This window comes from Flavobacterium glaciei (genome assembly GCF_003350545.1).
Lineage (GTDB): Bacteria > Bacteroidota > Bacteroidia > Flavobacteriales > Flavobacteriaceae > Flavobacterium > Flavobacterium glaciei.
Genome location: NZ_QQBA01000009.1, coordinates 12040 through 34395, shown reverse-complemented (window position 1 = coordinate 34395; position 22356 = coordinate 12040). Strand labels below are relative to the sequence as shown.

Genomic DNA, 22356 nt, shown 5'->3' with positions numbered 1-22356 from the left:
TGTAAACAACATTTTTTCCAAAGGATTTGGCTTATCGTTTTAGCACCTTGCTTGTTGTTGCAGGTTGCTATCCTATTGAAGGATTCGTGATAACGGGTGCAAAAGTAATTAATTATTTATGAAATATTTGAAGTTTCATTAAAAAAAATGATAAAACAAAAAAAGCGCCATATAGAATATTGCGCTTAAATTTAAAAATTCTGATAAACAGTCGTTAACTTTTTAGAAAGCTACATTCCATTTAGGTAATCTTCCATTTTCGTCAAGAAAGTTTTGTAAAACTTGCCCTTCTACGAATGTTGGAATCACTTTAGTTTTATCATTAAATGTTTCATACCAAACCACTTCAAGCGTGTTAATATCTTCAATTTTCATTTGTGCTGGCCAAGAATATTTTCTTCCTGTTTTTGCAAATTGGTGTCCTTCAACGATTTTATCTTTCAAACCACCATTTTTAATTTTTAAAGTTCCATTATTTTGAACAGTTCCAGTAGAACCAACCATAATTAACTCTTTTTCATCACCAACTGCAAATACTAAAAATACTCCAGAACCTTCTGAAGCGTTGCAAACTTCTGCTAAACTATCTTCTGTAGTAAATGAAAACTGATTGGTAACTTTGAATTTTTTTAATTCTTTGTACATATTATTTTAATTTAATTTGAATTGGCTTCGGCAAAAAAATACCCCACAAAATCGTGAGGTCCATTAGAAACCATTCGTTTATGTTTGTTCTTATTACAATTAAATCTGCTAAATCAGAAATATGTAATAAAGTGCAAAGATATTTCTTTAATTCAATTTATAATAAAAAAGCCCCACAAATTGTGAGGCTTTTAGAATATTTAATAAGAGCTTAGATTAACCTAAAACTTCTTTTACTTTTTTACCAATTTCAGCTGGAGAATCTACTACGTGAATTCCACATTCTCTCATAATTTGTTTTTTAGCTTCAGCAGTATCATCAGAACCTCCAACGATTGCACCTGCATGTCCCATTGTACGTCCTGGAGGAGCAGTAACTCCTGCGATGAAACCTACTACTGGTTTACGGTTACCATCAGCTTTAATCCAATGAGCAGCATCAGCTTCTAATTGTCCACCTATTTCACCTATCATTACGATACATTCAGTTTCTGGGTCATTCATCAATAATTCAACCGCTTCTTTTGTAGTAGTTCCAATGATTGGGTCTCCACCAATACCAATTGCAGTAGTGATTCCTAATCCTTGTTTTACAACTTGGTCAGCAGCTTCATACGTTAATGTTCCTGATTTAGAAACAATACCAATAGTTCCTTTTTTGAAAACAAAACCTGGCATAATACCAACTTTAGCCTCACCCGGAGTAATAATTCCAGGACAGTTTGGACCGATTAATCTTGCGTTTCTTTCTTTAACATAACTATTAGCTTTTATCATGTCAGCAACAGGAATTCCTTCAGTTATTGCAATAATAACTTTAATTCCAGCATCTGCAGCTTCCATAATGGCGTCAGCAGCAAAAGCTGGTGGTACAAAAATGATTGTTGTATCTGCACCCGCTTGTTCTACAGCATCTTTTACTGTATTGAAAACTGGTCTGTCTAAATGAGTTGTTCCCCCTTTTCCTGGAGTTACACCACCAACAACGTTAGTACCGTACTCAATCATTTGAGAAGCGTGGAAAGTTCCTTCGCTTCCTGTAAAACCTTGAACAATTATTTTGGAATCTTTATTAACTAAAACACTCATGATATATTTTTTATGTAGTTTTTAAAATTGTTATGCAAAAGTATAAAATAGTAACCAGTAATCAGTATTCAGTATTCAGTTTTTTGACACTTAATTATGATAATTGACTCATTTGATACCCTCGAAAAAGTTTATTATCTTTAATTTGCCAAATAACCATAAAATGAGCTAATAACATTTCTTCTCGGGGATTCTCTATTGTTTTCACAAAATGAGAATATCGCACGGAAATAGTATCATTTTCACTTACAATATGACTTATCCTAACCTTTGAACGAACATAGGCTTTGCTTAATTCATTGGACAAATTTAATATAGAATTATAATCTAATTGAATTAATCCTTTACTACTGTTCCATTCAATCAAAACCTCAGGATGCAAAAAATCTTTAATGACTTCGCTATCGATTAGTGCATCTGATTTGTAAAATTTTTGAACGATTTCTTTAGCAGACATATTACTTTAGTTTATTAAGAATTTCTGGTATTTTCTTGATATTTGCCAGTTGTTTCAATTTTTCTCTTGATTCCTCTATTGGCGTACCAAAATAAGATTTCCCTCCTTCAACCGATTTTGTGACGCCAGTTTGTCCCATAATCACCGCTTTAGATCCAATCGTTATTCCACTGGTTGTTCCTACTTGTCCCCAAATAGTAACTTCGTCTTCAATAATAACGCAACCCGCAATACCAGTCTGGGAGGCAATTAAACATTTTTTGCCAATAATGGTATCATGACCAACATGAACTTGGTTATCTATTTTTGTGCCTTCGCCAATAGTGGTGTCACCTGTTACTCCTTTGTCAATTGTACAGAGCGCTCCTATTCCAACATTATCTTGAATAACTACTCTTCCACCGGAAAGTAATTGGTCATATCCTTCAGGACGTTTTTTATAATAAAATGCGTCAGCACCAAGAACAGTTCCTGCGTGTATATTAACATTATCACCTATGACAGTATAATCGTAAATCGATACATTAGAATGGATCAAGCAATTCTTACCTATAACAACATGATTTCCAATAAATGCATTGGGCTGTATTACTGTTCCTTCACCTATCAAAGCTGAAGTTGCAATTGAAACATTAGAAAACTGAAATGGCCTAAAATAGTTTGTCAATTTATTGAAATCCCTAAAAGGATCCTCAGAAATCAACAATGCTTTTCCATCTGGACAAGTTACATTTTTATTGATTAAAACAATAGTTGCCGCTGAGTTTAATGCCTTTTCATAATATTTAGGATGATCCACAAAGACAATATCTCCAGCTTCAACAACGTGAATTTCATTCATTCCTGAAACTGGAAAATGAGCATCACCAACATATTCACAGTTGATGATACTTGCAATTTCTTCTAAGGTGTAGACTTTTTGGAATTTCATTTATTTAGTATTTAGTATTCAGTAATCAGTGTCCAGTATATCTGATTTACTGAACACTGAAAACTGTAAACTATTCTTTTACTCTTTCCATGTAATTACCGGAAGTTGTATCTATTTTTATTTTATCACCTTCATTAATAAACAAAGGAACATTTACAGTTGCTCCTGTTTCAACAGTTGCAGATTTAGTTGCATTTGTTGCTGTATTCCCTTTTATTCCTGGTTCAGCATAAGTAACCTCTAGAATAACTGATGCTGGCATGTCTACTGAAAGTGGCAAATCAGTCTCTGTATTGATACTTACCATTACGTTTTCTCCTTCTTTTAATAAATCTGGGGAATCAAGAATATTTTTGTTTAACGTAATTTGTTCGAAAGTTTCTGTATTCATGAAATGAAATTGATCGCCTTCAGGGTATAAGAATTGAAATTTATGGTTTTCAACTCTCACTTCCTCTATTTTATGACCTGCAGAAAAGGTATTGTCTAAGACTTTTCCATTTGTCAAACTTCTTAATTTAGTTCTCACGAAAGCTGGACCCTTTCCTGGTTTTACGTGAAGAAATTCAATAATTTTGTAAATATCGTTGTTGTATTTGATACACAATCCGTTTTTAATATCTGATGTAGATGCCATTTGAATGTTTGTTTTCCCCACCCCAACCCTCTCCGAAGGGGAGGGAGTCGAAGTGGAGATTAGTTACTAATTATTTTTTACTATTTATTTATTTATTTATTTATTTATTTTTTCTTATAATTTTTTTTGCAATACAGCTTTTGCATTTAGTCTCCTTCCCCTTCGGGGAGGGTTAGGGAGGGGATTAATAATTTCCCGAATATCCTTTCATTACTCCTCTTGATGAATTTCGAATAAAATCAATGATTTCATCTCTTTCTGGTGTTGCTTCCATTTCAGCTTCAATAATACCCAAAGCCTGAGTAGTATTGTAATTTTTTTGATACAGAATTCTATAAATATCTTGAATTTCTCTTATCTTTTCTGTGGTAAAACCACGTCTTCTTAATCCAACAGAATTAATACCAACATAAGACAATGGCTCTTTTGCTGCTTTTGTGTAAGGAGGGACATCTTTTCTGACTAATGATCCACCCGATATCATAGCATGATCTCCAATTTGAATAAATTGATGAATTGCTGCTAATCCACCAATTACTGCATACTTCCCAACTGTAACATGACCTGCTAAAGCTACACCATTAACTATAATAGCATTATCACCAATATGACAATCATGGGCAATATGAGCAGTTGCCATTACCAAACAATTATTTCCTAAAGTAGTTTGACCAGATGCAATTGTACCCCTATTAATAGTTACACATTCTCTAATCGTACAATTATCTCCAATTATTGCTAAAGAATCTTCTCCACCAAATTTTAAATCCTGTGGAACCGCCGAAATAACTGCGCCTGGGAATATATTACAATTTTTTCCAATTCTTGCGCCTTCCATAATGGTAACATTTGAACCTATCCAAGTTCCGTCCCCAATAACTACATTATTGTGAATGGTTGTAAAGGGTTCAATGACAACATTTTTAGCGATCTTAGCGCCTGGATGAACATAGGCTAGTGGTTGATTCATATTCTTTGTTTAATCGTTTAACTGTCTAATCGATTAACCGAATAAACGATTAACCAGATAAACAAAAAAATTACTGTTTTTTTGCAATTTGTGCCATTAATTCTGCTTCAGCAACTAGTTTACCATTTGCATATGCGTTTGCTTGCATATGACAAATTCCTCTTCTGATAGGAGTAATTAAATCACATTTAAAAATTAGAGTATCTCCAGGCAATACTTTGTGTTTAAATTTAACATTATCTATTTTCATAAAATAAGTCAAATAATTTTCTGGATCTGGAACAGTACTTAAAACTAAAATCCCACCCGTTTGTGCCATTGCTTCCACAATTAATACACCTGGCATCACTGGAGCTTCAGGAAAATGTCCTACAAAAAAATTCTCATTCATTGTAACATTTTTCATTCCTACAACATGTGTTTCCGACATTTCAATGATTCTGTCAATCAATAAAAACGGTGGTCTATGAGGAAGAACAGCCATAATTTTATGAATGTCCATTAATGGTTCTTGGTGTAAATCATAAACAGGAACATAATTTCTTTGTTCTATTTTTATGATTTTCGCCATTTTTTTTGCAAACTGTGTATTTACAAAATGACCTGGTTTATTGGCAATCACTTTTCCTTGAATTCTTGTCCCAATTAAAGCTAAATCACCTACTACATCAAGTAATTTATGCCTTGCAGCTTCATTTGGATAATGTAAAGTAAGGTTGTCTAAAATACCGTTTGGTTTAACTGAAATTTCGTCTTTTCCAAAAGCAACTTTTAAATTTTCCATTGTTGATGCAGAAATTTCTTTATCTACATAAACAATTGCATTATTCAAATCACCACCTTTTATCAAACCATTTTCCAAGAGAGATTCTAATTCATGTAAAAAGCTAAAAGTTCTGGACTGTGATATTTCAGTTTTAAAATCTGAAATACTTTTCAATGTAGCGTTTTGAGTTCCTAATATTTTAGTCCCAAAATCTACCATTGCAGTTACACAATAGTGGTCACTCGGCATCACCAATATCTCACTTCCTGATGCTTCATCAGTAAATGAAATAACTTCTTTTACAACATAAATATTTCTTTTAGCATTTTGCTCCTCGAAACCAGCTTCTTCAAGCGCTTCAACAAAATACTTTGAAGATCCATCCATAATAGGAAGCTCAGAAGCATTCAATTCTATAATTACGTTATCTAAATCGCAACCAATTAAAGCGGCTAAAACATGCTCCGGAGTTTGAATTTTTACGCCAAGTTTCTCTAAATTAGTTCCTCTCTGAGTATTTACAACATAATTCGCATCGGCTTCAATAATAGGTTGTCCTTCAAGATCTACTCGAACAAAAGTAAAACCATTATTCACTGGAGCAGGTTTAAAAGTCATTTTTACTTCTTTTCCTGTATGCAGTCCAACTCCAGTTAGCGAAATTTCTGTTTTGATGGTCTTCTGTTTAACCATTGTTTCCATTTTTTTGGTTTAATATTTGTTTTTTTAATTCTTCTATTTCTGCAACAATTTTTGGTAAATTCTTGAAATGAACATACGATTTACTAAAATCATTGTATCCAAATGTAGGACTTCCTTGCAAGATTTCATCATCTTTTATATTTCGTCCCACACCGGACTGCGCTTGGATTCGAACATTGTTACCAATGGTTAAATGCCCTGAAATTCCAACTTGTCCGCCAATCATACCGCTTTTTCCAATTTTTGTAGAGCCTGCAATTCCTGTTTGAGCTGCAATTACGGTATTCTCTCCAATTTCAACATTATGAGCAATCTGAATTTGATTGTCAAGCTTCACTCCTTTTCTAATTATGGTAGATCCCATTGTAGCTCTATCAATAGTAGTGCAGGAGCCTATGTCCACATTATCTTCAATAATTACGTTTCCTATTTGCGGAATCTTAGTATACGTTCCGTCTGGATTTGGTGCAAAACCAAAACCATCCGCGCCAATAATAGCTCCTGAATGAATGGTACAATTATTTCCTATTACCGTCTCCGAATATATTTTAGCACCAGCGAATAATATCACATTATCCCCAATTACCACATTATCTCCAACGAAACAATTAGGATATATTTTTACATTTTCTCCCAATACAACATTCTGTCCCACATAACTAAAGCTACCAAGATATAAATTATCTCCGTATTTTACACTTTGTGAAAGAAAAGAAGGTTGCTCTATTCCGCTTTTATTTAATTTTACCTGATTATAAAACTCTAATAATTTAGAAAATGCAGCATAAGCATCCTGTACTTTTATTAATGTTGTAGTCAAGGGTGATTCTGGTTCAAAAGTATCATTAACAATTGTTACTGAGGCTTTTGTGGAATAGATATAATTAAGATATTTAGGGTTCGATAAGAAAGTAAGTGATCCTTCAGTTCCTTCTTCGATTTTTGACAATCTAAAAACTTCAGCCATGGGATTCCCTACCACTACTCCTTCTAAAATCCCCGCTATTTGTTCTGCTGTAAATTTCATCGCCACAAAAATATAAAAAAATAGATTTTAAATAACGTTTTTATAACAGTTGTTTTGGGAAACAAATATAATATTTAGTCACTAATTTAGATAACGATTTTAAATTCAGCTGGTCAGAAGATTCTATAACGTCCTCAATTGTACTATCTTTTTTCAAAATTCGTATTGGTTCCGCTTCTTTGCTATACGCCTGATTTTTTATTTTGCCTTTAAAAATAAAATAATTGGTTTCTAATAATGAAATATTATTTTCTAACGCAAATCGTTCTTTAAGTGGCTGTAATTCTTCAATTGCTACTTTTTCACTGGTTAATTTAATTTTCAATAAATCTCTGTTGACAATCATTTTACTCAAAGACGATAAAATAAAATCATCTTGTTTTTGCCAAGCTTTCAAAGCTCCAATAATATCAAAATCATCCAATTGAGCAAATAAATCTAAGGTTTCAGCATCAAAAATGTCAATCGTGACTTTGTTTTGCATAAAAAACAAAAGTGGCTCACTGCACGGCAATTGGATTCCTTTTAAGGTTAATTCTTTGGCGCGTTTTAAGATTTTCATCAAAATTAACTCTGCTACTAAACTCGTTTTGTGCAAATACGCCTGCCAATACATCAATCGTCTAGACATTAGAAACTTTTCTACAGAATAAATCCCTTTTTCTTCAATTACTAAATAATCGTCTACCACATTCATCATTTGAATCAGTCGTTCTGAGTTGACATTTCCTTCTGCCACTCCAGAATAAAAGCTATCGCGTTTCAAATAATCCATTCGATCCATATCCAACTGACTCGAAATCAACTGCAACATGAATTTCCTGTTGTATTCTCCTTTAAAAACTTGAATAGCCAAGCTTAACTGACCATTGAATTCCACATTCAATTGGTTCATGAATAAAAGCGATATTTCTTCGTGATGCACATCTTCAACAATGCTTTTCTCCATAGCATGCGAAAACGGTCCGTGCCCAATATCATGTAATAAAATAGCAATATACAATGCATTTTCTTCTTCGGGAGAAATTGAAACTCCTTTGAAACGCAACACATCGACTGCTTTTTGCATTAAATGCATACAACCTAAAGCGTGATGAAAACGGGTGTGATTGGCACCAGGGTATACTAAATACGACAATCCCATTTGGGAAATTCGACGCAAACGCTGAAAATAAGGATGCTGAACTAAATCGTAGATTAAGGCATTGGGAATGGTAATAAACCCATAAATGGGATCATTGAATATTTTTAGCTTATTGATTTGACTCACTATAAGTTTGTTTTAAGGTCAACAAATATAAGTAAATTAGATTTCAAATCAGAAACGTTACTGATACTGATTTAGAACAAAAAAAACGGAGCGTTTGTGGCGCTCCGTTGGTAAACTTTTTAAAGTTTTCTAATCCAAATATTTCGGAATTGATTTTTAGAATCATGATCTTGAAGCGAAATGACATCATCGCCATGAGAGGACGGATAATTATGTAAACCTATGTAAAGTGTCAATCCGTTGATAGTCGCGTTATTTTGTACTAAAACCCCGTTTAAAAATACTGTAATTCTAGCAGGTGCATCAATCTTGCCATCTGCTTTGAATCGAGGGGCAGTATAGATTACGTCATAAGCATTCCATTCTAATGGCGTTTTCACGGCGTTTACTAATGGAGGATGATCTTTATAGATACTTCCCGCCTGCCCATTGCTGTAGGTTCTGTTATTGTGGGAATCTAATATTTGTAACTCGTATCTGTTCTGAAAAAACACACCGCTGTTTCCTCTTGCCTGACCACCATCTAAAACGACATCCGGTGCACTCCATTCCAAATGCAATTGACAATCGCCAAAAGCCATCTTGGTTTGAATGGCACCTGAACCAGGAACAACTTCCATATAATCTTGATCAACGATTTTCCATCCAGCAGGCTTAGTTACATCTTTTTGGCTCACCCATTGGTCCAGATTTTTACCGTCAAATAAAATAATTGCATCCGAAGGTGCATTTCCAAGGGTTTTTGCAGGTGTAATAACTTTTACTTCCGGTTCCCAAATCTCAGTCATTTCGGGTTTCATCGGCATTGGGGAAACTTCTGGTGGAGTATTTACATATTTGTGTTGTGCCATAGCTAGAGAAGCTGAAAAAATGGCAATCATTAAAAAAGAGTTCTTCAAGTTTTTAGATTTCATAGTTACATTCATTTGGTTTGATAAAATATAAATAGGTTAATTGTTAGCTTTTCAATATTAAGCATTTTTTTTTCACGAACTAACTTTTAATTTAAATATAACTAATTGATCGTTAAACTTAAGATACCACACTTAATCATCCTAAACAAATTGCTTAATGAATTTTAAAAAATGGATTGTATTTTTCTATTAATAGGTATCAGTTGCTAAAATAGCATAACCGAAATTATCAGACCAGCCGGATGATAAAGGCAATAATTTTCGGGTGTGGGCTTCTCTGGTCATTCCTGCTTTTTCTAAAACATGTATGGAACCAATATTTCCAACAGCACAACCTGCTTCAATCCGATGTAGATTTAGTTCATTGAAACCAAAACGGAGAATTTCTTTTAAAGATTCTGTAGCGAAGCCTTTGTTCCAATGATTTTTGTGGAATTTGAACCAAACTTCAGCATTTTTATACTTTACTTTTCCCAAATTGATTCCAATTAATCCTACAATTTAATTTCCCGTAATTAATTCAACCGCAAAAGTAAAATGGGTTGTAAGTTCTTTACTGTTTTCAAAAATCCACTTTTCTAACAGCTGTTTTGTTTCTTCAATATTTTCTGGAATTCCTAACGTATTGAATTCATCTGTTTCTTCTAAAGAATGCAATTCATGAACATAATCCAAATCCAATAGTGTAATTGGTCTAACAATTAATCGTTGTGTTTTTAGAATTGTAGTATTCATTATTAACTATTATAATTCTATTCGTGTTATAAGTTTTGAAACTCCAATTCAAATTTCGTGCCCACAAAATCGGTCTTTTTGTAATTGTCTAATGTTGCAATTACCAACTAATCTTTGTGAGCACAGAAAAATTTAAGCATTATAACCAAAAAAAAAAATCGATTTATTTGAAGTAATAAATCCTAAAACAATTTATATATTCTGTGTATTGGAATCATTACACCTTGCTTCAGAATAACATTTTTGTCAGTAACAGCCCAAACTGTAGTGTCTACAACTTTCTTGGATTCAGTGTCTTCAAAGAAAATTTTAATTTTTGAATGTTCCAAATTACCCAACGATAAAGCTCTGTTGATTTCACCGGTTCTAGTTTTTATTTCATCAACATCGTTTAAAACATCTGTTTTGGGAAATTTAAGAAGCGCAATATCTTCTTTATCAATGATTTTGAAATCTTCTGTCATAATAGTAAAAATTTAATTAATAATAAATTGCAGTACTGTGGTAATACAAAAACTTGACCAATTTTATTCGCCATAATACTACATTACAAAAATAAAACCTGCATACTTTGTAATTGCCAATTTTATACTAATTTATTATTTTTCTTAGCAACTCCTTTTTTTATATTTAATAGAGAAACGTCTTTGGTTTAGAGTAAATCCAAAAATTTAGAATGGTGCAATCAAAGAATTATTTTAAAGCTGAGAAAGTAATTTCCGCCGTAGTTGTAAACCTCAATCATACTGGCAACTGCGTAAGGAATGGAAGCGGCATCCTTTCCTTTTTTCTTTAAAAAGGAAAGATATAGCGTACAGCCCGACCCAGACGGAGTTTACGGAGGATGGGGTACGTCCAAGAAAAAAACAAAATCGAATTTATATTTTGTAAAATGTAGTGAAAATGTGTTAAAAAATTATCATAATATTAGCAGGTAGCCGTTACAAAAAAATGTAATTTGGCACTTTAATTTAGTACGTTAGAACTCTTGTTGATACAATTATGGATAAAATAAAAATACTTTGGGTTGATGATGAAATCGACCTTTTGAAACCACATATATTATTTCTGGAAAAGAAAAATTACGAGGTAACTACTTGTAATAATGGACTTGACGCCATTGGGATTTTTGAGGAAAACAATTTTGATATTGTTTTTTTGGATGAAAATATGCCCGGAATGAGCGGCTTGGAAACGCTGTCAGAGATGAAGGAGAAAAAATCTTCGGTTCCCATGATTATGATTACGAAAAGCGAGGAAGAATATATTATGGAGGAAGCCATAGGTTCTAAAATTGCTGATTATTTGATCAAACCTGTGAATCCGAACCAGATTTTGTTGAGTTTGAAGAAAAATTTGGATCATTCCCGATTGATTTCGCAAAAAACAACGCTGGATTATCAGAAGGAATTTAGAAAAATCACCATGGAAATGGCGATGGTAAATTCCTATGAAGACTGGATTGAGTTGTACAAGAAATTGATTTTTTGGGAATTGGAATTGGAGAATATCGATGATCAGAGCATGATTGAAATTTTGGAATCCCAAAAAACAGAAGCCAATTCGCAATTTGGAAAATTCATTGAGCGCAATTACGAGGATTGGTTTGCTCCGCCTGTTCGCCAAGGCTCGAGTGCACCAAAAGCCGATAAACCGGTTCAATCACACACACTATTCAAAGAATTAGTACTTCCTGAACTCAAGAAAAAAGATAAGCCCATTTTGTTTGTAGTGATTGACAACCTGCGCTACGACCAGTGGAAAGCCTTTGAAAGTGTAGTGGTAAATTACTATAAACTGGAAAAAGAAGTACCCTACTACTCTATTCTTCCTACGGCGACGCAATATGCGAGAAACGCTATTTTCTCTGGTTTAACGCCATTGGAAATGGAAAAACAGTTTCCGCAATACTGGAAAAATGACCCTGAAGAAGGCGGAAAAAACCTTTTTGAAGCAGAGTTTTTGACGGCGCAATTGAAACGATTGGGCTTGAATATCAAGGAAGATTATTTTAAAATTACCAGTCTTGCCGGAGGAAAAAAATTATCCGAAAGCTTCAAAGCCTTAAAAGATAATGACCTTGTGACAATAGTTTACAATTTCGTTGATATGCTTTCGCATGCCAAAACGGAGATGGATGTGGTGAAAGAACTGGCCTCTGATGATAAAGCGTACCGCTCGCTGACGTTGAGTTGGTTTAAGAATTCCCCACTTTTAGAAATTATTCAACAGGCCCAAAAAATGGGTTTCAAATTGATTTTAACCACCGATCACGGGACCATAAACGTAAAAAATCCATCGAAAGTGGTGGGTGACAAAAATACGAGTTTGAATTTGCGTTATAAAACTGGACGCAGTTTGACCTACGAACACAAAGATGTTTATGCGGTAAAAGAACCAAAAAATATTGGTTTGCCTGCCATAAATATGAGTAGTTCTTATATTTTTGCAAAAAATGATTTGTTCTTGGCGTATGTCAATAACTACAATCATTATGTGAGTTATTACAAAAACACGTATCAACACGGAGGAATTTCATTGGAAGAAATGATTATTCCGTTTTTAGTTTTTAACCCGAAATAAAAAAGTAGTCAGTCTCAGTTTTCAGTGTACGGCAAGAACCTTAAACTGTAAACTTTAAACAATTTTAAAAGAATGAATATCATTTTTTCTATTGACCAACTCGAAGAAGTTGCACAAAAAATAATAGCCGAAAATCCAAAAAAAGTGATTCTTTTTCACGGAGAAATGGGCGTTGGAAAAACAACGTTGATTAAGCAATTGTGTAAAACTCTTGGCGTTACTGGAGCAACGAGCAGCCCAACCTTTTCTTTAGTTAATGAATATGAAGCTAATGACAATCAGCTGGTTTATCATTTTGATTTTTATAGAGTAAATAAAGAAGAAGAAGCTTTAGATATGGGAATTGATGATTACTTATATTCTGGTAATTGGTGTTTTATAGAATGGGCAGAGAAGATTCCAAATTTGATTCCTGAAGTACATTCGGTTATCACTATTTTGCAGCTTGCTGATGGAAAACGTTCTTTAACCTTAAGTTAAAAGTAATTATGAGTGTAGACAATACTGTATCAATTATCCCATTTTCTCCAGCTGAAAAAGAAGCTATAAAGACATTAAATCTGGAATGGTTGCAAAAATATTTTAGGGTTGAACCCAAAGATGAAATCGTACTTTCGGATCCGCAAGGTCAGATAATAGACAAAGGCGGGATTATTTTTTATGCAAAATATAAAGATGAAATCGTAGGAACAGTTTCCTTAATAAAAATTGACAATACGACCTACGAATTGAGTAAAATGGCAGTTACTGACGGAGTTCAAGGATTGGGAATTGGTAAAAAGCTGATGTTGCATTGTATTGCTGTTGCTGAGGAAAAAGAAATGGAGAAACTGATTTTATACTCGAATAGAAAATTACTGTCGGCTATTCATTTGTATGATAAATTTGGTTTCGTAGAAATACCTTTGGAAGATGGTGTTTATGAACGAGCCGATATAAAAATGGAAAGAATCATTAGGTGAGATTTAGCAGTGTTTTAAATGAATTTAACAATATTGAATTTGTACTGTTTATAAAACTTTTTACGTAAATTGTACCCTTAATTTAACAATATCAATGTCAATAACTATAACGCCCTTCACAAAACAACAGCTTTTACCACAAGAGGAAAAACTGGAAATTGCAAGACAAAAAAGCGAACTTTTTATTGGGATTCCAAAGGAAACAAGTTATCAGGAACGCCGAATTTGCCTTACTCCAGATGCTGTTAACTCGCTAACCTTTCATGGCCATCGCGTAATGATTGAAGCAGGTGCTGGATTGAGTTCGAGTTATACCGACAAAGAATATTCAGATGCAGGTGCCGAAATCACTAATGACACCAAAAAAGTATTCAGTTGCCCCATGATTTTGAAAGTGGAACCAGCTACACTTGCCGAAATTGAAATGATGAATCCGCAAACGATTCTGCTTTCCGCTATTCAATTAAAAACAAGAAAAAAAACGTATTTTGAAGCTCTGACCAAAAAGAAAATTACTGCTCTCGCTTTTGAATACATCAAGGACGAAGATGGAACGTATCCTGCAGTGAAATCCTTGAGTGAAATAGCAGGTACTGCTTCGGTTTTAATTGCTGCCGAGTTGATGATTACCAATGAATTTGGAAAAGGATTGTTATTCGGGAACATTACCGGCGTTCCTCCTACTGATGTGGTTATTTTGGGTGCAGGAACCGTTGGGGAATTTGCTGCTAAAACCGCAATTGGTTTAGGGGCTAGTGTCAAAGTTTTTGATAATTCTATTACTAAATTACGACGTTTACAAAATAATTTAAACCAGCGAATTTTCACTTCAACCATACAACCAAAAGCGTTACTTAAAGCGTTAAGACGTTGTGATGTTGCTATTGGCGCTATGCGTGGCAAAGAACGTTGTCCTGTTATAGTCACAGAAACCATGGTGGAGCACATGAAAAATGGAGCCGTAATTGTGGATGTAAGTATTGACACCGGCGGTTGTTTTGAGACTTCGGAAGTGACGTCACATGAGAAACCTACATTTATCAAAAACAATGTATTGCATTATTGTGTTCCTAATATTCCATCGCGATATTCTAAAACAGCATCGCTTTCCATTAGTAATATAATTTCTCCTTACTTAATGAAAATAGCGGAAGATGGCGGCATCGAAAGTGCTATTCGTTGCGATAAAGGGTTGAAAAATGGCGTTTATATGTATCATGGAATTCTCACCAATACTTCCATAGGTGAATGGTTTAATTTGCCTTATAACGACATTAATTTAATTGTTTTTTAAGAAAACTTTCTTCTACCTTTGCCAAAAAATTAATTCATGAAGTTTATACATCGTTTTGCCTATTATTTAGTGGGTTTAGTAATAGGACTGTTTTTTGTAGCGTTAGTTTTTAGTGGTAAAGATACCCGTTGTAATTATTTTCCAAATGCAAGAGTTTTAAATGATTTAAGAAACAAACCTTTTTATTATTCAGATAAAGCTTCAGTGATTTTGGCTGAAAAATGGATTGATACTGCCGATATTAAAAATACATTGCAATTTGGAGATGTAGATTTCGACAAAAGTAATATCGAACTTAAAAAAGGAAAATTATACATCATTGACGGTAAAACAATCAAAAACCAAGAGGTAACTTTGAAAGTCATTAATTACGCTGATAAAGCTGTTTTAGAAGATATTATTAAAAAATAATTGCTCTTTTATTCCTTTAAAAGTAAATTTTAGAAAATAGTATTTTTAAAATCAAACCATTAAGATATTTAGAAAATTAAGTATTATAGCCTTAATTAAACTTAATTTCTTAATGGTTCAAAAACGATAATTTGAAAATAGTTTAAAAAACTACAACCACTTTATAGGTTCTAAATTATTACTTTTCAAATACGCATTCGTTTTACTAAAATGCTTGTTCCCAAACCATTTTCCTTGATTGGCGCTCATTGGCGAAGGATGCCCGGATTCTAAAATCAAATGTTTTGTTCGATCTATTTTGAGTCCTTTTTTATGGGCGAAATTCCCCCAAAGCAAGAAAACAACATGCTCTTTTTCTTCTGAAATTTTTTGGATAACTGCATCCGTAAAAAGATTCCATTTTAAGTGCTTATGACTATTCGCATTGTCTTCTCTAACCGTTAGCGAGGCATTTAACAACAAAACGCCCTGCTTTGCCCAAGCTTCTAAATTACCGGAGGTGGGCATGAAAATAGTTTCCAAATCTTCACTCATTTCCCTGAAAATATTGCGTAACGAAGGCGGAATTCGAACACCATCATTCACAGAGAAACACAAACCATTGGCTTCGCCTTTCCCATGATACGGATCTTGACCAATAATAACCACTTTTACATCTTTGAAACTACAATAATTAAAGGCCGCAAAAATCAATTCTCTCGGAGGATAACACGTATAATTTTTATATTCTTCATCTACATTTCCCATTAATTCCTGAAAATAGGATTTGTTGATTTCATCAGACAAAATGGATTGCCACATCGAATTGAGGTTGATTTGCATAATTAAATATTTGAACGCAAAGATACACATAGAATCTTTTTTTAAAATCCAAAAAAAGAATAATAAACATTCATTAATTCTTTGTGAAAGTCTGTTAAATAGTCTCAACTATTAGCTATTTTTGTTTAGAATAGAATTATACTATAAATGATATCCATCACCGAAAAAACATTACAAGATTTACAATTTCCAACGGTTCTCGAAACGATTTCGACCATTTGTAATACTGACATTGGAAAACAAAAAGCATTAAAAATAACCCCTTTTAAAGACAAGGAAACATTGATGCAGGCATTAATGCAAACCTCAGAATATGTTTCGTCTTTCCAAAATAACAATGCCATTCCCAATCATGGTTTTGACGCAATCACGCATGAGATAAAATTTTTAGCCATTGAAGACAGTTTCTTGGAAGTGGGCAGTTTTAGAAAAATTGCTACTATTTCTTCTACAGTAAATTTCTTGTTGAGTTTTTTGAGAAAATTCGAAGATTATTATCCTAATATAAATGCAAGAGCAAACCAAGTCGAACTGACTAAAGAAATCATCACGATGGTGGACGAAGTAGTCGATAAATATGGTGAGATTAAAGACAATGCCTCTCCAGATTTATTGAACATCCGTCGCAGTATGAATGCTGTTCGTGGGAAAGTCAATCAAAGTTTTGGAACCGCAATGACGCACTACAATTCGTTAGGTTATTTAGATGATATCAAAGAAAGTTTTGTTCAAAACAGAAGAGTATTAGCAGTTTTAGCGATGTATCGCCGTAAAGTAAAAGGATCCATTTTGGGCAGTTCCAAAACAGGCAGTATTGCTTATATTGAACCCGAAGCTACTTTACAATATTCTCGTGAATTGAGTAATCTTGAATACGAAGAGAAAGAAGAAATCACCCGAATTTTAAAACAGTTATCTAATTATATTCGCCCATATTTACCACTTTTAATCAAATACCAAGATTTTCTTAGTGATATTGATGTAATTGCTGCGAAAGCAAAATATGCCAATAAAATCAATGGAATTTTACCAACAATTACAGAGGAACGCCGCCTTTATTTTAGAGATGCTTATCATCCTATTTTATTTTTAAACAATAAATCAAAAAATGAAATAACGCATCCGCAAACTATTGAATTAAGTCAGGAAAGTAGAATCATTGTGATTTCAGGTCCAAATGCTGGAGGAAAAACCATTTCGTTAAAAACCGTAGGATTACTGCAGTTAATGCTACAATCCGGAATGTTGATTCCGGTGCACGAACGCAGTGAAACGTTTTTGTTTGATAGAATTTTAACAGATATTGGAGATAATCAATCTATTGAAAATCATCTAAGTACATACAGTTACCGATTAAAGAACATGAACTATTTCTTGAAGAAGTGCAATAGAAAAACCATGTTCCTTATTGATGAATTTGGTACCGGTTCAGACCCTGAATTAGGAGGCGCTTTAGCTGAAATTTTCTTAGAAGAATTCTATCATAGAGAAGCTTTCGGGATTATTACAACGCATTATTCAAATCTAAAAATTCTGGCTAACGAATTACCTTTTGCTACCAATGCAAACATGCTTTTTGACGAGAAAACATTAGAACCAATGTACAAATTGGTTTTAGGCCAAGCAGGAAGTTCTTTTACGTTTGAAGTAGCTTTGAAAAACGGAATTCCTTTCAGCTTAATCAATCGGGCTAAAAAGAAAATTGAAGTTGGAAAAGTACGTTTTGACAAAACCATTGCAACCCTTCAGAAAGAACGTTCTAAAATGGAAAAAACTTCTCAAATACTGAAAGAAGAGGAAACCAAAGCGCGTGAGGAAGGAAAGAAAATGGAAACTATCAATGTAAAAATCAAACAAAAACTGGAAAGCTATCAAGAATTGTACGACAGTAACCAGAAAACGATTTACATTGGCCAAAAAATTGAAGACATTTCGGAGAAATATTTCAATAATAAGAACAAGAAAGAACTCCTTGGTGAGTTTTTGAAAATTATTGAAATCGAAAATTCAAAGCGCAAGAAAGCCACATCCAAAGAGTCCAAAGCACTAATTGAAAAGAAAAAAGAAGTCATTCAAGAAGTTACGGTTCAAGTAGAAGAAATTCGAAAAGAAAAGAAAGAGAAGAAATTGAAAGTCGTAACTGAAAAACCTAAACCAATCCTAAAAGTAGGCGACCGCGTACGAATGTTTGATGGAAAAGCTGTTGGAACAATCGATTCTATTGAAAAAAATAAAGCAACTGTAAATTATGGTGTCTTTACTTCAAAAGTAAGTATGGAAGCACTGGAATTTGTGGAAGCGGGTAAGAAGTAAACAGTGTTCAGTTTGCAGTTTTCAATCTCATTGAATATTTGTCATTTCGACGAAGAAGAAATCTCAATCCGGTTAAATTTTAAATTTTAAAAAATGCTCAATATCCCTAAAGATAAAAAAATAATCATCTTTGACGGCATTTGCAATCTGTGTGATTCAGCAGTTCAAATGATTATTAAAAATGATGCAAAAGATATTTTCCGCTTCGTAGCATTGCAATCTGATTTTGGTCAAAAAATTATTCAACATTTGGGAATTGATACTAAAAAAACAGACAGTATTATTTTGTATCAGCCTGGTTTTGCTTACTACTACAAATCAGAGGCAGCTTTAGAAATTGCTAAAAATTTAGGAGGAATATTCTATTTAGGCTCATTATTTTCGATAATTCCCACATCTTTTAGTAACTCTATCTACGACTATATCGCCAAAAACCGCTACAAATGGTATGGCAAAAAAGAAGCTTGTATGATTCCAACCAATGATATCAAAGCTAAGTTTTTAGAATAAAATAGTAATCATGATAATTATCATACCTTTTATTTTGTAAGAAGTATAATTTTGGAGAATCTTAAAAACTTAATTTATCATGAAAGACACTACACTATTTACTTGGGATAACGGAACTTTTATAATGGTTGTTGTATTCGGGTTGGTAATCATAGGACTGGTTGCGTCAGTTTTAATTATGATGAACTCTGATAAAAAAATAAAATAACAGCACAAAAAAAGAGGATGCCCATATGGACATCCTCTTACTAATAAAACTTTAGTTAGAAAGATTAACTTCTAATCAACTTTCTGTATTTCAATCGTTTTGGTGTTAAGTCACCACCCAAACGTTTTTTCTTATTCTCTTCATAATCAGTGAATCCGCCTTCAAAATAATACACTTCAGAGTTACCTTCGAAAGCTAAAATGTGGGTGCAAATTCTATCTAGAAACCATCTGTCGTGAGAAATAACTACCGCACAACCTGCAAAATTTTCTAATCCTTCTTCTAATGCACGAAGTGTATTGATATCCAAATCATTTGTAGGCTCATCCAGTAAAAGTACGTTTCCTTCCTCTTTTAAAGTCATTGCAAGGTGCAAACGGTTGCGTTCTCCACCGGAAAGCATTGAAACTTTCTTGTTTTGCTCACCACCACCAAAATTAAATCGTGACAAATAAGCTCTTGAATTTACTTGTTTTCCGCCCATCATAATTAATTCCTGACCGTCAGCGAAGTTTTCCCAAATAGATTTATTAGGATCTATGTTAGAGTGTGCTTGATCTACGTAAGCGATTTTTACAGTATCTCCTATTGAGAACTCTCCTGAATCTGACTTTTCCTCTCCCATTATCATTTTGAAAATAGTTGATTTACCAGCACCGTTTGGTCCAATAATCCCAACAATTCCTGCTTGTGGTAAAGTAAAATTTAAATTATCATACAGTAATTTATCTCCAAAAGCTTTAGCAACATTTTTGGCTTCTATTACATTAGTTCCTAAACGTGGACCATTTGGAATGTAAATTTCCAGATTTTCATCCAATTGTTTTTGGTCTTCATTCAATAATTTATCGTAGTTCTGCAAACGCGCTTTTTGTTTGGTCTGACGCCCTTTGGCACCTTGACGAACCCAGTCCAACTCACGTTCTAAATTCTTTCTGCGTTTCGAAGCTACTTTTTCTTCTAGTGCCATACGGCTTGATTTTTGGTCTAGCCAAGAAGAATAATTCCCTTTCCAAGGAATACCTTCACCTCTATCCAATTCTAAAATCCAACCTGCAACATTATCCAAGAAATACCTGTCGTGCGTAACTGCAATTACAGTTCCAGCATATTGTGCTAAATGTTGTTCTAACCAAAGAACACTTTCTGCATCCAAGTGATTCGTAGGCTCATCCAGAAGCAAAACATCAGGTTGTTGCAACAACAAACGACATAAAGCTACACGACGACGCTCTCCACCAGATAGATTCTTAATAGGAGTATCACCTTCCGGAGTACGCAATGCATCCATTGCAATTTCTAGTTTGGTATCGATTTCCCAAGCTCCTAATGCATCAATTTTGTCTTGTAAAAGCGCTTGACGGTCCATCAATTGCTCCATTTTTTCTGCATTTTCGTAGACTTCAGGTAAACCAAAACTGTCGTTAATTTTATTGAATTCATCTAAAACAGCCATTGTTTCTGCAACTCCTTCCCTTACAATTTCGATAACTGTTTTACTATCATCTAAAATAGGTTCTTGTTCTAAATACCCTACCGTGTATCCTGGTGCAAACACCACATCACCTTGGTAGTTTTTATCAACACCTGCAATAATTTTTAACAGGGAGGATTTTCCAGAACCGTTTAAACCTAAAATACCAATTTTTGCTCCGTAAAAGAAACTCAAATAGATGTTTTTAAGTACCGGTTTATCTGCTCCTTGATACGTTTTGCTCAATTTTGACATTGAGAATATCACTTTTTTATCGTCTGCCATTTTATATAGATTTTCAGATTATTAGACTCTTAGATAATTAGTTCTTATCTATTTTTTTTTAATTTTAATTCGTAATTTTTGATTGGTTAAAGTCTTCCCTTGAGAGAACTAAAAACCCATGCGTTTGCCAAAAAGCCAACACCTACTGCTGCAAAGCCCCATCCTGCTACATCATCATATCTAAAAGCACCTAGTGCAATAAGCAATAATCCCATTATAATCATAATAAGAGTAGCCCAACCTAGAATTGTATTTTTATTCATTGCCATAATTTCGGTAAGTTATTTTTGATAAATCCGTTCTGAAGCCTCGGAACGGGAGTGCAAATATCGGATTTTTTGTCCTTTTAATTAAATATTTTATAAAGCATTTCTCTTAATAAATCAGACTGTGACATGGCATTGGCTCCAACACCTTTGCTTTTGACATCAATATCTCTCAAAGCACCTACAATTTGACTTACTTTCTTCATTGGATAATTCTTCAAAGCCAAATCGTATTCTTTCAAAAAGAAAGGATTTACACTTAAGACTGCAGCAACATTTTTGGGGTTTTTATCTTTTAATCCGTGGTATTTGAGCAATTGGATAAAAAAACCAAAAACCAGACCAGTGGTTACAACTATTGGATAGTCTTTTGGATTTTGTGCAAAGTTATCAGCGATGGTATAGGCTTTTAACTGGTTGCGTTCGCCAAGAGCTTTTCGCAGTTCAAATACATTAAAATCTTTACTAAACCCTATATTCTCTTCAATATCTTTGGCAGTTATGGTACTTCCAACCGGCAAGATAATTTGTAATTTTTCGAGTTCGTTGTTTATTTTGCTCAAATCAGTTCCAAGAAATTCCACCAGCATCGCATTTGCTTTAGGCTCAATTGAATATTTTTTTCCAGATAAAACGCGTTTAATCCACTCTCCTACTTGATTATCATAAAGTTTTTTACTTTCGTAAACGACACCGTTTTTAGCTAGTAATTTCGTTACTTTTTTTCGTTTATCTAATGTTTTGTACTTGTAACACAAAACTAAAACGGTTGTAGGCATAGGATTATCGGCATAACTTTCGAGTTTATCTATGGTCCGTATTAAATCTTGAGCTTCTTTTACAATTACCACTTGACGTTCCGCCATCATTGGATAACGTTTTGCAGTCGAAATGATATCTTCGATAGTCACATCTCTTCCATATAAAACGGTTTGATTGAAACCTTTTTCCTCATCAGATAAGATTTTATCCTCAATATAATCCGATAGTTTGTCTATATAATACGGTTCTTCGCCCATCAAAAAATAAATAGGTTTGATGTTGCCGCTTTTTATATCATTTACAATTTTTAAAACCTCGTCCAT

25 protein-coding genes and 1 riboswitch are annotated in these 22356 nt (G+C 33.6%); of the genes, 8 read left to right on the top strand and 17 right to left on the bottom strand.

Annotated elements, in window-relative coordinates; genetic code table 11:
- Nucleotide 1 precedes the first annotated feature (1 nt).
- Nucleotides 2-98: riboswitch (SAM-I-IV-variant riboswitch) on the bottom strand.
- Between the two features lie 124 nt (nucleotides 99-222).
- The 13 genes from DFR66_RS09140 to DFR66_RS09085 all read right to left on the bottom strand — a co-directional run bounded on the left by DFR66_RS09140 (nucleotide 223) and on the right by DFR66_RS09085 (nucleotide 10607).
- Complete coding sequence (locus DFR66_RS09140; protein WP_114754539.1) at nucleotides 223-645, bottom strand: hypothetical protein; 423 nt, start codon at nucleotides 643-645, stop codon at nucleotides 223-225.
- A gap of 216 nt (nucleotides 646-861) precedes the next feature.
- Complete coding sequence (gene sucD, locus DFR66_RS09135) at nucleotides 862-1734, bottom strand: succinate--CoA ligase subunit alpha (protein WP_114754538.1); 873 nt, start codon at nucleotides 1732-1734, stop codon at nucleotides 862-864.
- Between the two features lie 94 nt (nucleotides 1735-1828).
- Nucleotides 1829-2191, bottom strand: coding sequence for a nuclear transport factor 2 family protein (locus DFR66_RS09130; protein WP_114754537.1), 363 nt, complete (start codon nucleotides 2189-2191; stop codon nucleotides 1829-1831).
- A 1-nt stretch (nucleotide 2192) separates the two neighbouring features.
- On the bottom strand, nucleotides 2193-3122 hold the full coding sequence (locus tag DFR66_RS09125) for a UDP-3-O-(3-hydroxymyristoyl)glucosamine N-acyltransferase (protein WP_114754536.1): 930 nt from the start codon (nucleotides 3120-3122) through the stop codon (nucleotides 2193-2195).
- Nucleotides 3123-3192: 70 nt separating this feature from the next.
- A complete protein-coding gene (gene efp, locus DFR66_RS09120; RefSeq protein ID WP_114754535.1) occupies nucleotides 3193-3759 on the bottom strand; it encodes an elongation factor P in 567 nt (188 codons plus the stop codon).
- Between the two features lie 184 nt (nucleotides 3760-3943).
- Entirely contained in the window at nucleotides 3944-4729 is a 786-nt protein-coding gene (gene lpxA, locus DFR66_RS09115; protein ID WP_114754534.1) for an acyl-ACP--UDP-N-acetylglucosamine O-acyltransferase, read from the bottom strand.
- Nucleotides 4730-4799: 70 nt separating this feature from the next.
- Complete coding sequence (locus DFR66_RS09110) at nucleotides 4800-6188, bottom strand: bifunctional UDP-3-O-[3-hydroxymyristoyl] N-acetylglucosamine deacetylase/3-hydroxyacyl-ACP dehydratase (protein ID WP_114754625.1); 1389 nt, start codon at nucleotides 6186-6188, stop codon at nucleotides 4800-4802.
- Nucleotides 6181-7224 (bottom strand): UDP-3-O-(3-hydroxymyristoyl)glucosamine N-acyltransferase, encoded by a 1044-nt coding sequence (lpxD, locus tag DFR66_RS09105; protein ID WP_114754533.1) that lies wholly within the window; start codon nucleotides 7222-7224, stop codon nucleotides 6181-6183. The genes DFR66_RS09110 and lpxD overlap by 8 nt, the downstream gene beginning before the upstream one ends.
- Nucleotides 7225-7264: 40 nt before the next feature.
- Nucleotides 7265-8494, bottom strand: coding sequence for an HD domain-containing protein (locus tag DFR66_RS09100; protein WP_114754532.1), 1230 nt, complete (start codon nucleotides 8492-8494; stop codon nucleotides 7265-7267).
- Nucleotides 8495-8613: 119 nt separating this feature from the next.
- Nucleotides 8614-9408 carry a 3-keto-disaccharide hydrolase gene (locus tag DFR66_RS09095; protein WP_114754531.1) on the bottom strand — a complete coding sequence of 265 codons (795 nt, stop codon included), beginning with the start codon at nucleotides 9406-9408 and terminating at the stop codon, nucleotides 8614-8616.
- A gap of 189 nt (nucleotides 9409-9597) precedes the next feature.
- Nucleotides 9598-9897, bottom strand: coding sequence for a GNAT family N-acetyltransferase (locus DFR66_RS14140; RefSeq protein ID WP_317048674.1), 300 nt, complete (start codon nucleotides 9895-9897; stop codon nucleotides 9598-9600).
- Between the two features lie 12 nt (nucleotides 9898-9909).
- Nucleotides 9910-10143 carry a GNAT family N-acetyltransferase gene (locus tag DFR66_RS14135; protein ID WP_317048673.1) on the bottom strand — a complete coding sequence of 78 codons (234 nt, stop codon included), beginning with the start codon at nucleotides 10141-10143 and terminating at the stop codon, nucleotides 9910-9912.
- A gap of 182 nt (nucleotides 10144-10325) precedes the next feature.
- Complete coding sequence (locus tag DFR66_RS09085) at nucleotides 10326-10607, bottom strand: hypothetical protein (RefSeq protein WP_114754530.1); 282 nt, start codon at nucleotides 10605-10607, stop codon at nucleotides 10326-10328.
- A gap of 538 nt (nucleotides 10608-11145) precedes the next feature.
- Here DFR66_RS09085 and porX point away from each other — a divergent pair.
- The 5 genes from porX (at nucleotide 11146) to DFR66_RS09060 (ending at nucleotide 15393) form a co-directional block, all read left to right on the top strand.
- The gene (gene porX / locus DFR66_RS09080) at nucleotides 11146-12726 is read left to right on the top strand and encodes a T9SS response regulator signal transducer PorX (RefSeq protein WP_114754529.1); all 1581 of its coding nucleotides are present in this window, start codon (nucleotides 11146-11148) and stop codon (nucleotides 12724-12726) included.
- Between the two features lie 72 nt (nucleotides 12727-12798).
- Nucleotides 12799-13206, top strand: coding sequence for a tRNA (adenosine(37)-N6)-threonylcarbamoyltransferase complex ATPase subunit type 1 TsaE (gene tsaE, locus DFR66_RS09075; RefSeq protein ID WP_114754528.1), 408 nt, complete (start codon nucleotides 12799-12801; stop codon nucleotides 13204-13206).
- A gap of 8 nt (nucleotides 13207-13214) precedes the next feature.
- Nucleotides 13215-13688: a GNAT family N-acetyltransferase gene (locus DFR66_RS09070; RefSeq protein WP_114754527.1), complete on the top strand. Its 474-nt coding sequence runs from the start codon at nucleotides 13215-13217 to the stop codon at nucleotides 13686-13688.
- Nucleotides 13689-13782: 94 nt separating this feature from the next.
- The gene (locus DFR66_RS09065) at nucleotides 13783-14982 is read left to right on the top strand and encodes an alanine dehydrogenase (RefSeq protein ID WP_167400507.1); all 1200 of its coding nucleotides are present in this window, start codon (nucleotides 13783-13785) and stop codon (nucleotides 14980-14982) included.
- 36 nt (nucleotides 14983-15018) lie between these two features.
- Nucleotides 15019-15393 carry a DUF4258 domain-containing protein gene (locus DFR66_RS09060; protein ID WP_114754526.1) on the top strand — a complete coding sequence of 125 codons (375 nt, stop codon included), beginning with the start codon at nucleotides 15019-15021 and terminating at the stop codon, nucleotides 15391-15393.
- 150 nt (nucleotides 15394-15543) lie between these two features.
- Here the strand turns inward: DFR66_RS09060 and DFR66_RS09055 are convergent, their stop codons facing one another.
- Nucleotides 15544-16215 carry a uracil-DNA glycosylase gene (locus DFR66_RS09055; protein ID WP_114754525.1) on the bottom strand — a complete coding sequence of 224 codons (672 nt, stop codon included), beginning with the start codon at nucleotides 16213-16215 and terminating at the stop codon, nucleotides 15544-15546.
- A gap of 147 nt (nucleotides 16216-16362) precedes the next feature.
- Between DFR66_RS09055 and DFR66_RS09050 the strand changes: the two genes are divergently transcribed.
- The 3 genes from DFR66_RS09050 (at nucleotide 16363) to DFR66_RS14085 (ending at nucleotide 19246) form a co-directional block, all read left to right on the top strand.
- Entirely contained in the window at nucleotides 16363-18528 is a 2166-nt protein-coding gene (locus tag DFR66_RS09050; RefSeq protein ID WP_114754524.1) for an endonuclease MutS2, read from the top strand.
- A gap of 93 nt (nucleotides 18529-18621) precedes the next feature.
- The gene (locus DFR66_RS09045) at nucleotides 18622-19038 is read left to right on the top strand and encodes a thiol-disulfide oxidoreductase DCC family protein (protein ID WP_114754523.1); all 417 of its coding nucleotides are present in this window, start codon (nucleotides 18622-18624) and stop codon (nucleotides 19036-19038) included.
- A gap of 79 nt (nucleotides 19039-19117) precedes the next feature.
- A complete protein-coding gene (locus tag DFR66_RS14085; RefSeq protein ID WP_262510418.1) occupies nucleotides 19118-19246 on the top strand; it encodes a hypothetical protein in 129 nt (42 codons plus the stop codon).
- 64 nt (nucleotides 19247-19310) lie between these two features.
- Here DFR66_RS14085 and ettA read toward each other — a convergent pair whose 3' ends face one another.
- From ettA to holA, 3 genes are all read right to left on the bottom strand, one after another.
- Nucleotides 19311-21005, bottom strand: a complete 1695-nt coding sequence (gene ettA, locus DFR66_RS09040) for an energy-dependent translational throttle protein EttA (RefSeq protein ID WP_114754522.1) — start codon at nucleotides 21003-21005, stop codon at nucleotides 19311-19313.
- An 86-nt stretch (nucleotides 21006-21091) separates the two neighbouring features.
- Nucleotides 21092-21274: a CAL67264 family membrane protein gene (locus tag DFR66_RS09035; RefSeq protein WP_066081961.1), complete on the bottom strand. Its 183-nt coding sequence runs from the start codon at nucleotides 21272-21274 to the stop codon at nucleotides 21092-21094.
- Nucleotides 21275-21351: 77 nt separating this feature from the next.
- On the bottom strand, nucleotides 21352-22356 hold the full coding sequence (gene holA, locus DFR66_RS09030; protein ID WP_114754521.1) for a DNA polymerase III subunit delta: 1005 nt from the start codon (nucleotides 22354-22356) through the stop codon (nucleotides 21352-21354).

Coding starts and splice junctions, on each gene's coding strand:
- DFR66_RS09140 (WP_114754539.1), bottom strand. CDS start 645: ATGTACAAAGAATTAAAAAAATTCAAAGTTACCAATCAGTTTTCATTT.
- sucD (WP_114754538.1), bottom strand. CDS start 1,734: ATGAGTGTTTTAGTTAATAAAGATTCCAAAATAATTGTTCAAGGTTTT.
- DFR66_RS09130 (WP_114754537.1), bottom strand. CDS start 2,191: ATGTCTGCTAAAGAAATCGTTCAAAAATTTTACAAATCAGATGCACTA.
- DFR66_RS09125 (WP_114754536.1), bottom strand. CDS start 3,122: ATGAAATTCCAAAAAGTCTACACCTTAGAAGAAATTGCAAGTATCATC.
- efp (WP_114754535.1), bottom strand. CDS start 3,759: ATGGCATCTACATCAGATATTAAAAACGGATTGTGTATCAAATACAAC.
- lpxA (WP_114754534.1), bottom strand. CDS start 4,729: ATGAATCAACCACTAGCCTATGTTCATCCAGGCGCTAAGATCGCTAAA.
- DFR66_RS09110 (WP_114754625.1), bottom strand. CDS start 6,188: ATGGTTAAACAGAAGACCATCAAAACAGAAATTTCGCTAACTGGAGTT.
- lpxD (WP_114754533.1), bottom strand. CDS start 7,224: ATGAAATTTACAGCAGAACAAATAGCGGGGATTTTAGAAGGAGTAGTG.
- DFR66_RS09095 (WP_114754531.1), bottom strand. CDS start 9,408: ATGAAATCTAAAAACTTGAAGAACTCTTTTTTAATGATTGCCATTTTT.
- DFR66_RS14135 (WP_317048673.1), bottom strand. CDS start 10,143: ATGAATACTACAATTCTAAAAACACAACGATTAATTGTTAGACCAATT.
- DFR66_RS09085 (WP_114754530.1), bottom strand. CDS start 10,607: ATGACAGAAGATTTCAAAATCATTGATAAAGAAGATATTGCGCTTCTT.
- porX (WP_114754529.1), top strand. CDS start 11,146: ATGGATAAAATAAAAATACTTTGGGTTGATGATGAAATCGACCTTTTG.
- tsaE (WP_114754528.1), top strand. CDS start 12,799: ATGAATATCATTTTTTCTATTGACCAACTCGAAGAAGTTGCACAAAAA.
- DFR66_RS09070 (WP_114754527.1), top strand. CDS start 13,215: ATGAGTGTAGACAATACTGTATCAATTATCCCATTTTCTCCAGCTGAA.
- DFR66_RS09065 (WP_167400507.1), top strand. CDS start 13,783: ATGTCAATAACTATAACGCCCTTCACAAAACAACAGCTTTTACCACAA.
- DFR66_RS09060 (WP_114754526.1), top strand. CDS start 15,019: ATGAAGTTTATACATCGTTTTGCCTATTATTTAGTGGGTTTAGTAATA.
- DFR66_RS09055 (WP_114754525.1), bottom strand. CDS start 16,215: ATGCAAATCAACCTCAATTCGATGTGGCAATCCATTTTGTCTGATGAA.
- DFR66_RS09050 (WP_114754524.1), top strand. CDS start 16,363: ATGATATCCATCACCGAAAAAACATTACAAGATTTACAATTTCCAACG.
- DFR66_RS09045 (WP_114754523.1), top strand. CDS start 18,622: ATGCTCAATATCCCTAAAGATAAAAAAATAATCATCTTTGACGGCATT.
- DFR66_RS14085 (WP_262510418.1), top strand. CDS start 19,118: ATGAAAGACACTACACTATTTACTTGGGATAACGGAACTTTTATAATG.
- ettA (WP_114754522.1), bottom strand. CDS start 21,005: ATGGCAGACGATAAAAAAGTGATATTCTCAATGTCAAAATTGAGCAAA.
- DFR66_RS09035 (WP_066081961.1), bottom strand. CDS start 21,274: ATGGCAATGAATAAAAATACAATTCTAGGTTGGGCTACTCTTATTATG.
- holA (WP_114754521.1), bottom strand. CDS start 22,356: ATGGACGAGGTTTTAAAAATTGTAAATGATATAAAAAGCGGCAACATC.